Origin of the sequence: Bacillus sp. NPDC060175, from assembly GCF_042728695.1 — a bacterium.
GTDB lineage: Bacteria > Bacillota > Bacilli > Bacillales > Bacillaceae_G > Bacillus_A.
The window spans coordinates 23579-38203 of sequence record NZ_JBHWYR010000051.1; the positions used below are offsets into that span (position 1 = coordinate 23579).

Consider the following 14625-nt stretch of genomic DNA (forward strand, 5'->3'; position numbering starts at 1 on the left):
GAAAGTCCATTTAAATAACTAAAACCCACGGTGAAAATTCATTTTCTTCGTGGGTTTTTATCATTTTTAGGGTTCTGTTACAAAGTTTTTAAAAGTAAGCTAGACTTTTCGCCGATATAAGGAGCATTTCTTCCCCATTAATTGTTGCACAACGGATAACTGGTTTAATTAAAGGGAATTATCAAAAAGGGTACTATAAAACAGAACAAGCCAAAGAAATGGATAAGGAGTGAGCAAGCGATGGACAACATGATTAATACGGGTAACTTTGGTTTACAAAGGGGACCTGCTCAAAAAACGGTTGGCCAGTATTTGTTCGATTGCCTGAAACTCGAGGGCATTACCGAAATTTTTGGTGTCGCAGGGGACTATAATTTTACACTTCTTGATACTTTGGAGTGTTATAACGGCATCAGCTTTATAGAAGGACGAAACGAACTAAACTCAGGTTATGCTGCAGATGGCTATGCAAGAATCAAAGGAATATCGGCTCTTATTACGACCTTCGGGGTCGGGGAGCTCAGCGCCTGCAATGCGATAGCGGGAGCCAACAGCGAGCATGTACCAATTATACACATTGTGGGTGCGCCTCCTGAGAAGGATCAAAAAGAGCATAAGCTTATGCATCACACCTTAATGGATGGAAATTTTGACGTTTTTCGCAAGGTGTATGAGCAGATTACGGCATATACCGCAGTGCTTACGCCGGAAAATGCCAAGATTGAAATTCAGACTGCGATTCGCATTGCTAAGGAAAAGAAAAGGCCGGTATACCTGGTTGTGGCTAATGATTTAGTGACCAAGCCGATTAAAGTCTGGGCAGAACCGGTAACACCACGTCCAACATCCAACCAGAATACCCTTCAGGCTGCAGTGAATCATGTCCGTCCGCTTTTGGAGCGTGCCCACCGACCAGTTATCTTGGTGGATGTGAAAACTATGCGCTTCGGCCTTCAGACAGCAACTCGGCAACTGGCCGATGCAATGAATGTGCCTGTTGTAACGATGATGTACGGGAAGGGAGGATTCGATGAGACCCATCCAAATTATATCGGAATGTATCTAGGCTCTTTCGGGAGGACTGAAGTCCAAAGTACGGTGGAGAATGCAGATTGTATCATTGCGATTGGCATGGTATGGGCGGACACAAACACCGCAAGTTTTACCGCAAAGCTGAACCCGCTGATAACTGTCAATATTCAACCAGATATAGTTAAAATCGCTGAGGCGGAATATCCGAATATTCTTGCAGCCGACATGCTACTTGCCGTTCAGAAGGTGGGTTATACGGGCAAAGGTTTGACAAAAAAATTGTCATTCCCTTATGAGCAATTCACAACTATTGCCGACGGACCTCTAATGGCGGACGGCTATTATCCGCGTTTTCAGCGCATGCTGAAAGATGGGGATATTGTAATCGCCGAGACCGGAACGTTTTATTATGGAATGGGAGAGGTCAGACTGCCGGGCAATGTAACATATATTGGACAAGGTGGATGGCAGTCCATCGGTTACGCAATCCCTTCGGCGTTTGGTGCTATTATGGCCGCGCCGGAACGCCGAGTATTGGTGTTTACAGGTGACGGTGCCCTGCAGCTAACGGCACAGGAAATCAGTTCTATGCTCTATTACGGCTGCAAGCCCATAATCTTTGTTTTGAACAACGATGGTTATACAATCGAGAGATATTTAAATGTCAAAACAGAGGATCAAAAGTACAACCAAATCCCTCGATGGTCTTACACCAAGCTGGCCGAAGCTTTTGGAGGTAACGCGTTTACCGTTACGGTCCGGACCTATGGAGAGCTTGATCAGGCTATAATCCATGCTGAAAAGGAAAGCACCAAAAGACTCTGTATAATTGAAATGATCGCAGGGAATCCAATGGACGCACCTGAATATATGCGACGGATGCGTAGTTATATGGAGAAGCAGCGCAGTCAGAAATAGTATCCAATTCCCTAGTCCCTAATTGAATACTAATCGAACAGTTTTAATCATACTCTTTTAATAAAACGCAATTAAAGGGGTGTAAAGTGAGTTGACAAAAGTTAAGGTTAGTTTACGGCCCATCGTTCATAACATAAATTTACCAACTGTAATAAAAACAGCCATACTTCCAGGTGAATCGGCTGAAAGACTATTTATTGCAACCCAATTAGGAGAGGTTTTTTATATAGGAGACGGTGTAATAAAAACATTTTTAAATATTCGTCCGCGAATTATCAAATTAGGCACGTTTGAAGAAGGTGTTTCTAGTAGCGGTTATGATGAACGCGGATTGCTAGGACTAGCGTTTCATCCGCAATTTAATCATAATGGCTTATTTTATCTTCATTATTCAATGGCTGGGACTCAAGGACCAGGTGCACTTACAGAACAATTTAAACCGAATCCTTGTGACCCGAAAACTTTAAACTTAAAGTGGATAAATAGAGATACTCAATATGATCATATTGATACAATTGAAGAATGGACTTTACAATCAAACGGTCAACCTCAAAAACGAAGAACGTTACTTAACATAAAACGGCCATTTTTTAATCATAACGGAGTCAATAGTTTAAACTTTTCACCAGAGACTGGAAAACTTGTTTTTACAAATGGAGATGGTGGATCGGGTTATGATCCATTTAATTTAAGCCAGGATGATTTAGAAATAGCGGGTAAAATAATTGAAATTGATGTAAGTAAAAATACATTCATAAATAACCCTCCAGTAGTTACGCGCTTCAATGAGTTTCCTTTATCTATACAAGAAACACTTACGGTAATTGCGAAAGGGGTTCGTAATATAACAGGTATTTCATTCCAAAGGTTTTATAATCAATATATCAAATACGCTGGAAATGTCGGGCAGGATATTGCAGAGTCTATTTTTTCGTTTGTTCATTATAAACCCATACCGGTTACCGAACTTGTTCAAACGTATTTAATGAGATCCACTCCCAATCAAGATGGATTTATTAATTTTGGTTGGCGAGGATGGGAAGGAGAATTACCTACGTCTTTTATAAGGCACTGTTCTGAGAATCCTACTTTGGATGAGAGAACAATGGCCTATTATAATGAAACAATTCAAACGTCAGCGAGACGTATTCAACCTCTAATTAGTTATTTTCATAAAGATTCCAGACCGGATAAGTTTGGAGGAACTTCACTTACAGGAGTTCAGCCTTATATGGGAACTGCAATTCAAAATTTAACCGGTAGCGTCGTGTTTACTGATCTTGCTAAGAAAGAAGAATTTCAATCTCCAGTAAAGGGAGTGTTAGCTTTTACTAGAGCAGCTCTAGACGGGAAACGTAATGATTTTCATGTTATTGAAACCAATTATGATTTTGGTGCTCAAGCAGCTTATTATATGAGCTTGGGAACAAACGGAGATCAAACTAGATTATATTTAGGGGTTTATGGATCTATGAAAGTAACGGATTTTAACAAAGGTACTATTTTTGAAATTGTTCCATGATACGGTATAAACTCTTAGTCTAAAAATATATGGAATTCATATTTTTTCAAACGCACGACTTAGCGCCTCTTAAAAAACCTTCTATGGATAAACATCTATTGTATAGTGATTCCTAACAAGCAGAAAGTAAAACATAACCAATAAGTATTTGAATAAAAATAGAAAGTGGTGAATTAGGTCTCTTTAGGGGGGAATTTGATGAATCGCTTTAGATGCTATTGGTATCAATGGATGATAGAGCAGGATGCGAATTTTGTTCATAAAAGAAAGGTGACGCCTGCAAGTAGGTTAGTCATTACAGCATTACTCGGTTCACTTGCTGCTATTTTTCAATCTGCGGGGAACTTAATCCCTGGAATAGGGTTATTTATTAGTCCTTTCGCGACGCTACCGATTTTTCTAGCTATTTGTTATTCTATTCGTGAGGGAGTACTCTCTTATATTCTTACTATTTTCCTATTATTCATTATTGAGCCAAGTGAACTAATTGTCTTTCCCTTTACTACAGGATTATTAGGTATAGCGTTAGGTGTATCCTTTTTACAATTCAAGAGGAGAATTTGGGTGGTTTCCTTTTCAGCGATATGTTTACTTATTGGAATAATGATCGTTCTCGATGTCTTCCGTTTTCCAGTACTTGGTCCTACTATTCATACAACTGTGGATATAAAAATTATTTCATTAATATTTATATTAAGTTTTCTATACTGTTGGATCTATGCAGAGCTGTGCAAAATAATGATGAGTAGAGTATATAAAGTATGGTCTTAGCAAGTACATTACATCTTTTAGAATGAATACACTTTCTCATACTCATATATTTTCAAAGATTGGAGATTTAAGTCATGTATAACGTTGAAATTAGAAGGCCGAATTCGGATGATATTGATGAACTAAATTTGTTTTTTCGTATAGTTATTACAAATACTTTTAAAAACGAAGGGTTATCACAATTATTAGATGACATAGAAAGTGAAATTAACACGAAAAAGCAATATTTGAAAAATGATTTTGATAATAATGGAGAAAGTCGTTACTTTTTATTAGCAATAGATACAAGTAACGATAAAATCATTGGAACGATTGAAATCGGTCCAGCAAGTACATTGATTAATAGTTGTACAGACGGTGTACTTAAGGATTTGTATGAAATAGGAACTGTATTTATACTTCCGGAGTATCAAAGAAAAGGTATAGGGAGTTTACTACTAAATACAATGTATCTTACATTACTTAGCAGAGGAATAACCGAATGCTGTTTAGATAGTGGATACAAAAAAGCACAAAGTATATGGACAAAAAAGTTTGGAAAACCTAGTTATATGCTGAAGGATTATTGGGGCGAATCAAACGATCATATGATTTGGAGAAAAAGTTTACATGATATACCTATAATATTTGAATTATAAAATGAAATATCTCTCTTAACATAGCTTTTCTTACATACTTATGCTATTATTTATCTTTATAATAAAAGAGGACGTGAATGAACTTGATTAAAATTAATATTCCTGAAGCTGATGTTTCAATTACTGAACGTAACCAAGTTATTAAAGGAGACGAGCCATTAATTACTCCAATTAACGGTTTTATCGATTTCCACTTGTTTCCTAGAGATAAAGGCGGCATTTTTATGTTTTACAATATTAATGACGAACTTCTTTTCGTAGGTAAAGCTCGTAAAATTAGACAACGTATTAAAAAGCATTTTGAAGATAATGTTTCACCAATCAAAAATAATCGTGATGAAGTATACCGTATCGATGCATGTATCGTAGAAGATCCAACAGAAAGAGAAATTTATGAAACTTACATCATTAATGAATACAAAGCGAAATATAACGTTGATAAAGTGTTTTATAAATAAGTAAAAAAAACAATCCTAGCACATATACTAGGATTGTTTTTTTGTGTTTCATTCTTCATTTCTTTCTCCTTTTTTAAAATGATTAGCAGCAATTAAACAGAAAAGCCCTATAAATAAAATTATAATTCCAAGCGTTTTATGTTTTCCTTCAAAAAAAGGAATATCTGAAATAACATTTGTCATACATAACCCTATAAACACAAGGATAGGTCCTGCCCACAGTAATACATTGCCGAATTTCGTATGTTGCCACATAGTAACCCTCCTTACTCCTTTTTACATATATATCCATGAAATAAAAGTAAATTCATAGAGAAAAATAGTTTTTTTCATATCGAAAATTGAACCTTCATATATTGGTACAAGCAAACGAGAAAGGGGACCATCATGAATTGGTTAGAAGCTTTTATATTAGGGATAATACAAGGTTTAACAGAGTTTTTACCGATTAGTAGTACAGGACATCTTTATTTAGGAAGGCATTTGTTTCAATTAGATGAAGCTGGATTGTTTTTAGATACGATGCTGCATATCGGGACTTTGCTTGCAGTGTTTATTTATTACAAAAAAGAATTTATATACTTAATTAAAAATCCATTTTCAAAACTAATGTTATTGCTTATTGTTGGGACGATACCTGCAGTTGTAATCGGATTGTTATTTAAAGACTTCTTTGAAGATATTTCAAAAACAGGTATTACGATTGGCTGGGAGTTTTTAGTGACAGGTTTCTTTCTCTACACGGCCGATAAACAAAAAAATGGTCGTAAAAAAATGGATGACATTACATATAAAGATGCATTTATTATCGGTTCATTTCAAGCGGCTGCTATTTTCCCAGCAATTTCTCGCTCTGGTATGACAATCGTCGCTGCTTTATGGAGAAAACTAGACCGTGAAACAGCAGCATATTTTTCGTTTTTATTATCTACGCCAGCAATAGTCGGAGCAATCATTTTGCAATTTGCAGATGTTTATCAAGGGAAAGCTGAATCTATTTCTAGTACATCTTTAATTGTCGGCACGTTATCAGCAGCGTTCTTTGGTTACATAGCAGTTTCATGGATGATTCAATATTTGAAACGTCATTCTTTAAAAGTATTCGCGTATTACGTATGGGGATTAGGTATTTTAATTTTAACGTTGCAATTTACTCATGTGTTTTAATTTAGTAATTCTTCGTTTAGATCCTGTTTCATTCATATAAGGCAGGATCTTTTTTCATTAAGGGGGAAAATATGTTTAATAAGGCTATCGTTATTGGCGGAAGTATAGCAGGAAAACTCACAGCAAAAGCATTATCAACTTCTTTTAAAGAAGTAATCATTTTAGAAGCCGGTGAAAAATGGGATGGAGAAGCTTCGAGAAAAAGAGTTCCACAAAGTAATCATCCTCATGTGTTATTAAAAGGCGGAGAAAAGGCAATTGAGGAATTGTTCCCTACTATTACTAACGAATTAATAGAAGCAGGCAGCATCGTAAATAACTTTACTCGTGATTTAAAATGGCATCAATTTGGTTTATGGAAACAGTCATTCACAGGAGAAGTGCATATGATTCAGCAAAGTCGTCCTATGCTAGAATCACATATTCAAAAACGAATTGAACAAATTTCAAATATTACTACGAAGTATGAAATGTTAGTTGAAAGATTACTAATAGATGAAAACCGTAACAAAGTGTGTGGAGTAAAAGTTAAATGTTTAGATATAGGTGTACACGAAGAAGTTCATGCAGATATTGTTGTTGATGCGAGTGGGTTTGGTTCAAAAAGTATAGAGTGGTTACGAGAATACAATATTGAAGTGCAAGAAGAAAAAGTGCGTATTGATTTATTTTATGCAACTAGATTGTTTAAACTCAAAGAAAATGAGAAGTTAGACTGCTGTAATATACTTATGTCTCCAAGTTTTCCTGAGAATCCTTATGGTGTTCTAATTCAAACGATTGAAGATGATCGTTATTTTGTTACTTTCAGTGGATATGCAAATGAGAAGGCACCACAAACAGATGATGAGTTTTATAATTTTGCTGAAAACCTTTCAATCCGTCATGTAATAGATTTCCTAAATAGAGCTGAGGCAATTACTGATATTAAAACATACAAAATTCCTTTTCAAGTACGCAGACGATTCGATCTCGTTACAAATATGCCAGAAGGGTTATTAATAGTTGGAGATGCACATTGTCGTTTTGATCCGGTTTTCGGTCAAGGCGTTTCAGTTGCAGCTATGGAAGCTCACCAGTTGCAACAACTTCTACAAGGGAGAAAAAAGCTCGATAAAACATTTACACAACAATTTTATAAGAAAGCCGCAAACATAATACAAACCCCTTGGGAAATGACAACTACGGAAATATCACGTCACCCTCAGCTAAAGAGAGAATTAACTATGAAACAAAATTTTCAGCTTTGGTATACGAAACAAATATATCGACTTTCTGCAAGTGATTCTGATGTGTATATTCGATTAGTGCGAGTGATGAATTTAATTCGTAGCCCATTTCATCTATTTCATCCGAAAGTGGTACTTGCTGTATTACTTAATCGAAAGAAATAGCAGGAAAATAATCGATTAAAAAAGAATGTATAACAGTTAGTAAATCAAGAAGGAGAATACGGGATGGAAATATACATAGAGCAACTAAAGAAACAAGATGCTGAGGATTTATTTACGTTTGAACTTACGAATAAATCTTTTTTTGAAACAATGGTACCAAATCGTGGTTCGAAATATTTCGATTTTGAATATTTCCAAAAACTACTAGACGATTTATTAATAGAACAGGCAGATGGAAATTCTTATTTTTATTTAATTCGTAATGAAGAAAACGAAATTGTAGGTCGAATAAACTTAGTAGATATAGATACCGAAACTCGAATCAGTTCGTTAGGTTATAGAGTCGGAGAAAAATTCACTAAAAAAGGAGTTGCAACAGCAGCTGTAAAATTAATTTTAAACGTAGCGAAAAATAATGAAATTAATGAGGTTCATGCTAAAACAACGACTAATAATCTCGCATCACAAATTGTACTAGAAAAAAGCGGATTTTCTTTTAATAATGAAGCAGATACAACTTCTGTAGAATTAAACGGAGAACGTGTAAATTTTGTACAGTATATTTGCAGAACTACTTCGTTTTCAAAATAATAGGGGGGCATATTCATGAACAATGATTTACGTTATCCAATAGGCCAATTTACTTATGTAGGCACTATTACAGAAGAAATAATTGATAAATGGATTCAAGAAATTGAGGATTTACCTAATGAATTAGCAAGAGCGATAAAAGATTTAGATCAGAAGCAGTTAGATACACCGTATCGCGTTGGTGGATGGACTGTTCGCCAAGTTGTTCATCATGTTGTTGATAGTCATATGAATAGCTACATACGCTTTAAATTAGCACTGACAGAAAAGAATCCAACTATTAAACCGTACAAAGAAGAAAAATGGGCAGAGCTACCTGACTCAAAATTACCAGTAGATGTTTCACTTGTAATGCTAGATTCATTACATAAAAGATGGGTTAACTTATTATATTCTTTAGAACCAGCAGATTTAGAAAAGACATTTAATCATCCTGAATCAGGTGAAACAAAACTTGCTGCTGCAATTGGACTATATGCATGGCACGGTCATCATCATACAGCTCATATTACTTCTTTAAGAGAGCGTTTAAATTGGTAACATTAGAGAGGGCGACAGAAATTGATGCAGAGATTATATTTCAAATGCAAGTAGAATCATTTAGTTCATTATTAGAAAAGTATAAGGACTATGAAACAAGTCCGGCAAATGAACTTATTGAAAGAACGATTTCAAGAATAAATAACCTGGACGGTGGATTTTATAAAATTTTTGTAAATACGAATCTTGTCGGAGCGATATGTATATCACGTAAAGAAGAGGCATCTAAATTTTGGATAAGCCCGATGTTTATTATTCCAGACTATCAAGGGAACGGAATTGCTCAAAAAGTATTAATTTTAATCGAGGAGATGTTTCCAGAAATAACGACTTGGGAGCTTGCTACAATTTTAGAGGAAGAACGAAATTGTTTTCTATACGAAAAGATGGGATATAGAAAAGCGGAATTTAAAAAGAAATTAAATGATAAAGCAACTTTAATTTATTATAAAAAAGAAAGGTAAAGCACATTTTAAATGCTTTACCTTTTTGTTCCGCTTTAGATTAAATATACAATTTTAATGTATATTCTTCCAAAATATTCGGGTTAGTAATTCCGGATTCGAATAAATATACAAAAATGAACTATTTTGTCGTATATGTCACTAACGCTTTTTGAATGCTTAAAATACTATCATCACCTTTAAATTCCTTCGCAATTGGATCGTCCATACTAGACACCCAAATTTTAAGTTCCGCATCTAAATCAAAATGCCCAGCTGTTTCAATACTAAATTGTGTAATACTTTTATAAGGGATAGAATGGTATTCTGTTTTTTTACCAGTTACTCCTTGTTTATCTACTAAAATAAGACGACGATTCGTAAATACGATTAAATCACGAATTAATTTATAAGCATGCTCAACTTTCTCATCATCAAGCATAATCTTTTCTAAATCATGTTCTACGCTTTCTGTACTCGCACTTGATGCATTTCCTAAAATACCACTAAATAAACCCATATGAAATTCCTCCTTTATAATATGTGGAATGAGTTTCTTATATTGTACCATGCTATGCCTAAATACATTATGACATTGCATCTGTAGTTTTTTTGCTTATTGCAATTATTTTATATAACCTCATCCTAAAATCTTGTGCTAACATGTAAGTAAGAAAACAGAAGCAGAGGGATTGAGCATGAAGAATATCGGTTTAGTATTAGAAGGCGGCGGAATGAAAGGTTTATATACTGCAGGAGTACTCGAATATTTTATGGAAAGGGACTTATTTTTTCCGTATGTAGTCGGTGTATCCGCTGGAGCGTGTATGGGAGCAACCTATTTGTCACGTCAAAAAGGGAGAAATAAGAAAGTAAATACAGAGCTAGTATCAGATCACAGGTATATATCTTATCGAAACTTAATTCGAAAACGTGAATTATTTGGGATGGACTTTTTATTTGATGAAGTACCTAATAAAATTGTCCCATTTGATTTTCAAACTTTCTTAAACTCAAGTGAACAGTTTGTCATAGGAACGACTGATTGCGAATCAGGACAGGCTGTTTATTATAATAAAACAGATCATGGAAATGATATTTTAAAAATCATTCGTGCATCAAGCTCTGTGCCGTTTATAGCACCTGCTGTAGAATATGATAATCGAAAATTGTTAGATGGAGGGATTATAGATCCTATTCCAGTTTTTAAAGCACAACATGATGGTTATCAAAAGAACGTTGTTATTATGACAAAGCCAGAAGGATACGAGAAGCAGCGGAATAAATTTTCTGGACTAGCTAAATTCTTGTATAGAAACTATCCGAAAATCGCAGAACATTTAGTAGACCATTATCGTTTTTATAATGAAACTATATCTTATATGAATCAAAAAGAACAAAAAGATAATTTTTATGTAATTCAACCAAGTGCACAGCTTCCAACAAGCGGAATAGAAAGAAATAAGGAAAAGCTCGTTAATCTATATAATCTTGGGTATAACGATGCTCAATATCATTTTGAAAACTTATTAAATTGGATAGAGAAATAAAGGGGTGAAAAGGTGAAGTTAGGAAAACAAGTTATTTTTAAGGAATTGCAGAAAATGCATAGTCCACTGCATAAACCGTTTCCTTATCGTGCTACAGGAAAATTACAGCGAGATTTAAAAAGTAAATTTACCGAAGACGACTATATAAACGCTGATTTTAATCATTATTGGATGCATACAGCAGCAACTTTAAATTCTGTACTAAATGAAAACGAAGAGAATATTACGTTTCAACAAATAAAGTGGCTGAGAAAATCGTTTTTCGAATGGTTTCCACAATATCGTTTTCTAGAAACAGAAATTGTGAAGTATCCCATTTTGTATAGAGATTTCATGAGTTATGAGAAGGTCCGGAAACTATTACTTTACTATCTTAAACGCACAGGTTAAATAGCTTGTGCGTTTTTTTAGTTCATAAAATATACAATATTATCAACTTGTTTATATAGGAATTCTAATTATAAGAAAGAAGTACATATAGGCAGGTTAGTTAACTTTTGTTCAACAATTGTGTCGGATTCTTGAGAATTATTTTCAAATTTTGTTAGTTATTTATGTTAAGATATCCGAGTGAAATCAGGTTCTTATCGATGTTATAAAGTATCAAGCAAAATAATTCAGAATCGAAGAAAGGACAGTACTAACATGGAAAATGTATCAAATGTAGATAAATTGGAATCACTAAAATCTTTACAATCAACAATCAATAAACTAGAAAATGCTTTGTCACAGATGACTCAAAAAGGCGCAAATACTACTTTAGTAAAGAAACGACTGAAAGCTGTTTGCATCGGCTTAGCAATGCTAGAAAACGTTTGGAATCAAGGAACCCATCATTATACTCAGGAAGATTTAGCAGAAGCTCGCAATGTCCTTACTGGTTTGCTCCCGTCAATTGAGAGGGCGTATGATAAGTCAAAGGCTGGTAGTCCTCAAAGAACGCTTTTAGAAAGAAGAATAAAAGCGTTGGAACAAGCTATTCAAGCAATTGATAATTTTTCTAATAAATAACTGACCTAAATACATAACATACTAAGGCGATTTTTATATAGGAATTCTAATGAGAAGAAAGAACTACATATAGAATACTACAAAGGAGGGAGAAGAGTGCATTCAATAATTAGTCCTAAGTTAGAGGAACTTAATAATCAATTAAAAAACGGAAACGAGAAAGCTTTTTATACTTTTTTGCATGAAATAAAGTCAAATAATACGCCACTAATAGAACAATGTCGTGTAGATAACCAGTATAAGCTTATAACGTATATATGGTTAGGGGACCGAAAAACTGAAAACGTTTATGTATTCGGTAGTTTTCCTGGTTGGGATCTGTCTGTAAATCAATTGCAACGGTTGTTACATACAGATATTTGGTATCGAACGTTTAGAACGGATAAGAGTTTTATTTCAACTTACTATTTTTCAGTCAACGATTTTTTCGAAAATGATTGGATAAAGCGTAGTGAACAGTACCGAATAGACCGATTTAATGGAAATGTATTTGGAGAAGATGCCAATAAAGCATCCGTGTTAGAAATAGATATGAAAGTGCCGTATGATAGTCGATTTTCTTCTAATCATTATCCATCTGGAGAAATTGAAACATATTCTTTCTATAGTTCAACTTTAAATAATACACGTAAGATTCATATTTATACTCCTCATAATTATTCTCAAACTTCACACCTTCATGAACTTCTCATTGTATTTGATGGGAATTCTTTTATTAAAAACCTTTCAATCACAAGAACACTCAATTATTTAATTTATAAAAAAGAAATTCCGTCTTGTATAGCTGTTGCTATAGATCCTGTTGATCGGCTAGAAGAGCTAACTTATAACGATAAAATGAATACATTTTTAACGGAGGAATTACTTCCGTGGATTCAAGCTAAGTATCACGTATATCAAGAAGAGAGGAATACAACAATTGCCGGTTTCAGTCTCGGTGGCTTAGCAGCTTTTTATGCAGCTCTTCAAAATCCACATATTTTCGGGAATGTGTTGTCAATGTCTGGATCCGTACATTGGAAAAAGGATGGCTTTGAAAATGAAATTCCGTGGATTGAAAATCAAATTATATCTGCAAATCCCAATACGTCTCAACCTCATTTTTATTTGGCAGCAGGACAACTTGAAAACGAACCTCTTTTAACGGCTAATAAGCGCTTATATAAAGCTTTAAAAGATAAGGGATACCAAATTACTTATGAAGAGTTTCAAGGCGGCCATGACAGTGTTTGGTGGCGAGAAAAGTTGTTTGATGGATTGAGAGCATTAAAACATACAAAAACCACACTATAAAATAAAAAGGAGAGAGAATCTATGAATCAAGATGAGCTAGATAAAAAACTTAAAAAACAAGAAATTTTAGTTAAAGATGAAAAAGTTTGGTCGTTCACGTATGAGGATCATATTAGTTCTATCGTTAAACAGGCAGAAAAGACAGGAGCGTTTAATGATTTACCTGGGAAAGGGAAACCTCTTAATCTTGATAAAGATCTTTCGTATAATCCTGACAAGCAACTTTATAGAACTTTGAAAAATAATCATGTTTTGCCTAGGTGGATTGAACTTTCAAAGGAAATAGATCATCTAAAAGAAAATTTAAAAGAACTAACGGATAATGTAGAAGCAGCTATGTTAATTACAACTATTAATAAAAAGGTCTCAGAACATAATTTACTTTGTCCGCCAAGTGCGCAAAAAATGAGGGTTAAAACGGATTTTTAGCTTTTTTTAATGAAACCATCTTTTGCAATATAATTGAGGTAGGCATTTATTATTTATCTTTAAAGGGAGGCAGAAGAAATGAAGAATACGTATCAGCTTCAATTACCGAAAGAACTAGAGCAGTATCGAAGTATTTTAGAAGAAAGTGTGAAACCGTACATTAAAGTGTCTGGAACGCAAGCAGAGACAACCCTTTTTGAAAGTAAGTTTGGTGGCTATCCGTATGTACCTATAAATCAAGAGCATCCTAAAGACTCTAATGGCCAACCTATGATGTTACTTGCGCAGTTAAACCTTGAAGAAATTCCGCATATTGAATATATGCCTCAAAAGGGCATGTTACAATTTTTCGTAAGTGCTGATGATGAGCTTTTTGGAGCAGATTTTGATCATCCAACAAGCCAAAAAGACTTTCGAATTATTTATCATTCTACAATTACAGAAGATTTAACTAAGGTTATTACTGATTTTAGTTACTTAAATACATTAGAATTAGAGGATTTTATCATACCCGAAGCAGCGAAACTAAAGTTTGAATTGGATTATCAACCGGTAACATCAAGAGATTATCGATTCGAAAAGATTTTTAACGATAACATTGATTGGGAAGAAATTGTTGATAAAGAAAACAATACAGAATTAGGCGAACTGTATGATGATTTATGCGAAGATCAAGGACATAAAATTGGTGGTTATCCATTTTTCACACAGACAGATCCAAGAGAATGGGAAGAAAAATACCAACAACACGATATATTATTGTTGCAAATTGATACAGACGATTCATTAAATATTATGTGGGGAGATTCCGGTGTTGCTAATTTCTTTATACGCAAGGAAGATTTATTGAGCCTAGATTTTTCCAATG

18 protein-coding genes are annotated in these 14625 nt (G+C 34.3%); 16 read left to right on the plus strand and 2 right to left on the minus strand.

Going from position 1 to position 14625, the window contains the following annotated elements; all coding sequences use genetic code 11:
* Positions 1-240: 240 nt before the first annotated feature.
* The 5 genes from ACFWDE_RS21805 (at position 241) to ACFWDE_RS21825 (ending at position 5339) form a co-directional block, all read left to right on the plus strand.
* On the plus strand, positions 241-1950 hold the full coding sequence (locus ACFWDE_RS21805; RefSeq protein WP_377894642.1) for an alpha-keto acid decarboxylase family protein: 1710 nt from the start codon (positions 241-243) through the stop codon (positions 1948-1950).
* Between the two features lie 91 nt (positions 1951-2041).
* Positions 2042-3472, plus strand: coding sequence for a PQQ-dependent sugar dehydrogenase (locus ACFWDE_RS21810; RefSeq protein WP_377894644.1), 1431 nt, complete (start codon positions 2042-2044; stop codon positions 3470-3472).
* A gap of 198 nt (positions 3473-3670) precedes the next feature.
* Positions 3671-4243: a YybS family protein gene (locus tag ACFWDE_RS21815; protein WP_377894645.1), complete on the plus strand. Its 573-nt coding sequence runs from the start codon at positions 3671-3673 to the stop codon at positions 4241-4243.
* Between the two features lie 74 nt (positions 4244-4317).
* A complete protein-coding gene (locus ACFWDE_RS21820) occupies positions 4318-4881 on the plus strand; it encodes a GNAT family N-acetyltransferase (RefSeq protein WP_377894647.1) in 564 nt (187 codons plus the stop codon).
* A 77-nt stretch (positions 4882-4958) separates the two neighbouring features.
* Positions 4959-5339: a nucleotide excision repair endonuclease gene (locus ACFWDE_RS21825; protein ID WP_002136542.1), complete on the plus strand. Its 381-nt coding sequence runs from the start codon at positions 4959-4961 to the stop codon at positions 5337-5339.
* A gap of 48 nt (positions 5340-5387) precedes the next feature.
* Here the strand turns inward: ACFWDE_RS21825 and ACFWDE_RS21830 are convergent, their stop codons facing one another.
* Positions 5388-5594: a hypothetical protein gene (locus ACFWDE_RS21830; RefSeq protein WP_002136543.1), complete on the minus strand. Its 207-nt coding sequence runs from the start codon at positions 5592-5594 to the stop codon at positions 5388-5390.
* Between the two features lie 132 nt (positions 5595-5726).
* On the opposite strand from ACFWDE_RS21830, the gene ACFWDE_RS21835 reads away from it, so the two are divergent.
* The 5 genes from ACFWDE_RS21835 (at position 5727) to ACFWDE_RS21855 (ending at position 9495) form a co-directional block, all read left to right on the plus strand.
* Positions 5727-6506 (plus strand): undecaprenyl-diphosphate phosphatase, encoded by a 780-nt coding sequence (locus ACFWDE_RS21835; protein ID WP_377894650.1) that lies wholly within the window; start codon positions 5727-5729, stop codon positions 6504-6506.
* Between the two features lie 71 nt (positions 6507-6577).
* Positions 6578-7900, plus strand: coding sequence for an FAD-dependent monooxygenase (locus ACFWDE_RS21840; protein WP_377894652.1), 1323 nt, complete (start codon positions 6578-6580; stop codon positions 7898-7900).
* Positions 7901-7963: 63 nt separating this feature from the next.
* Entirely contained in the window at positions 7964-8491 is a 528-nt protein-coding gene (locus tag ACFWDE_RS21845; protein WP_377894654.1) for a GNAT family N-acetyltransferase, read from the plus strand.
* A 15-nt stretch (positions 8492-8506) separates the two neighbouring features.
* Entirely contained in the window at positions 8507-9031 is a 525-nt protein-coding gene (locus ACFWDE_RS21850; RefSeq protein ID WP_377894656.1) for a YfiT family bacillithiol transferase, read from the plus strand.
* Complete coding sequence (locus tag ACFWDE_RS21855) at positions 8971-9495, plus strand: GNAT family N-acetyltransferase (protein ID WP_377894657.1); 525 nt, start codon at positions 8971-8973, stop codon at positions 9493-9495. The genes ACFWDE_RS21850 and ACFWDE_RS21855 overlap by 61 nt, the downstream gene beginning before the upstream one ends.
* Before the next feature lie 121 nt (positions 9496-9616).
* Here ACFWDE_RS21855 and ACFWDE_RS21860 read toward each other — a convergent pair whose 3' ends face one another.
* A complete protein-coding gene (locus ACFWDE_RS21860) occupies positions 9617-9994 on the minus strand; it encodes a PH domain-containing protein (protein WP_377894659.1) in 378 nt (125 codons plus the stop codon).
* 178 nt (positions 9995-10172) lie between these two features.
* Here ACFWDE_RS21860 and ACFWDE_RS21865 point away from each other — a divergent pair, with 178 nt between their 5' ends.
* The 6 genes from ACFWDE_RS21865 to ACFWDE_RS21890 form a co-directional block, all read left to right on the plus strand.
* Positions 10173-11024, plus strand: a complete 852-nt coding sequence (locus ACFWDE_RS21865; RefSeq protein WP_377894660.1) for a patatin-like phospholipase family protein — start codon at positions 10173-10175, stop codon at positions 11022-11024.
* Between the two features lie 12 nt (positions 11025-11036).
* The gene (locus tag ACFWDE_RS21870; RefSeq protein WP_377894662.1) at positions 11037-11414 is read left to right on the plus strand and encodes a YxiJ-like family protein; all 378 of its coding nucleotides are present in this window, start codon (positions 11037-11039) and stop codon (positions 11412-11414) included.
* A gap of 255 nt (positions 11415-11669) precedes the next feature.
* The gene (locus tag ACFWDE_RS21875; RefSeq protein ID WP_377894664.1) at positions 11670-12035 is read left to right on the plus strand and encodes a hypothetical protein; all 366 of its coding nucleotides are present in this window, start codon (positions 11670-11672) and stop codon (positions 12033-12035) included.
* 96 nt (positions 12036-12131) lie between these two features.
* Complete coding sequence (locus ACFWDE_RS21880) at positions 12132-13328, plus strand: alpha/beta hydrolase (RefSeq protein ID WP_377894665.1); 1197 nt, start codon at positions 12132-12134, stop codon at positions 13326-13328.
* A 21-nt stretch (positions 13329-13349) separates the two neighbouring features.
* Entirely contained in the window at positions 13350-13757 is a 408-nt protein-coding gene (locus ACFWDE_RS21885; RefSeq protein WP_002065707.1) for a DnaJ family domain-containing protein, read from the plus strand.
* 78 nt (positions 13758-13835) lie between these two features.
* The coding region (locus tag ACFWDE_RS21890; protein ID WP_377894667.1) for a YwqG family protein at positions 13836-14625 on the plus strand (790 nt) is incomplete at its 3' end.

What these genes read in the sequence shown, in the direction of transcription:
- ACFWDE_RS21805 (WP_377894642.1), top strand. Translation starts at nt 241, where the DNA reads ATGGACAACATGATTAATACGGGTAACTTTGGTTTACAAAGGGGACCT.
- ACFWDE_RS21815 (WP_377894645.1), top strand. Translation starts at nt 3,671, where the DNA reads ATGAATCGCTTTAGATGCTATTGGTATCAATGGATGATAGAGCAGGAT.
- ACFWDE_RS21820 (WP_377894647.1), top strand. Translation starts at nt 4,318, where the DNA reads ATGTATAACGTTGAAATTAGAAGGCCGAATTCGGATGATATTGATGAA.
- ACFWDE_RS21825 (WP_002136542.1), top strand. Translation starts at nt 4,959, where the DNA reads ATGAACTTGATTAAAATTAATATTCCTGAAGCTGATGTTTCAATTACT.
- ACFWDE_RS21830 (WP_002136543.1), bottom strand. Translation starts at nt 5,594, where the DNA reads ATGTGGCAACATACGAAATTCGGCAATGTATTACTGTGGGCAGGACCT.
- ACFWDE_RS21835 (WP_377894650.1), top strand. Translation starts at nt 5,727, where the DNA reads ATGAATTGGTTAGAAGCTTTTATATTAGGGATAATACAAGGTTTAACA.
- ACFWDE_RS21840 (WP_377894652.1), top strand. Translation starts at nt 6,578, where the DNA reads ATGTTTAATAAGGCTATCGTTATTGGCGGAAGTATAGCAGGAAAACTC.
- ACFWDE_RS21845 (WP_377894654.1), top strand. Translation starts at nt 7,964, where the DNA reads ATGGAAATATACATAGAGCAACTAAAGAAACAAGATGCTGAGGATTTA.
- ACFWDE_RS21850 (WP_377894656.1), top strand. Translation starts at nt 8,507, where the DNA reads ATGAACAATGATTTACGTTATCCAATAGGCCAATTTACTTATGTAGGC.
- ACFWDE_RS21855 (WP_377894657.1), top strand. Translation starts at nt 8,971, where the DNA reads ATGGCACGGTCATCATCATACAGCTCATATTACTTCTTTAAGAGAGCG.
- ACFWDE_RS21860 (WP_377894659.1), bottom strand. Translation starts at nt 9,994, where the DNA reads ATGGGTTTATTTAGTGGTATTTTAGGAAATGCATCAAGTGCGAGTACA.
- ACFWDE_RS21865 (WP_377894660.1), top strand. Translation starts at nt 10,173, where the DNA reads ATGAAGAATATCGGTTTAGTATTAGAAGGCGGCGGAATGAAAGGTTTA.
- ACFWDE_RS21875 (WP_377894664.1), top strand. Translation starts at nt 11,670, where the DNA reads ATGGAAAATGTATCAAATGTAGATAAATTGGAATCACTAAAATCTTTA.
- ACFWDE_RS21885 (WP_002065707.1), top strand. Translation starts at nt 13,350, where the DNA reads ATGAATCAAGATGAGCTAGATAAAAAACTTAAAAAACAAGAAATTTTA.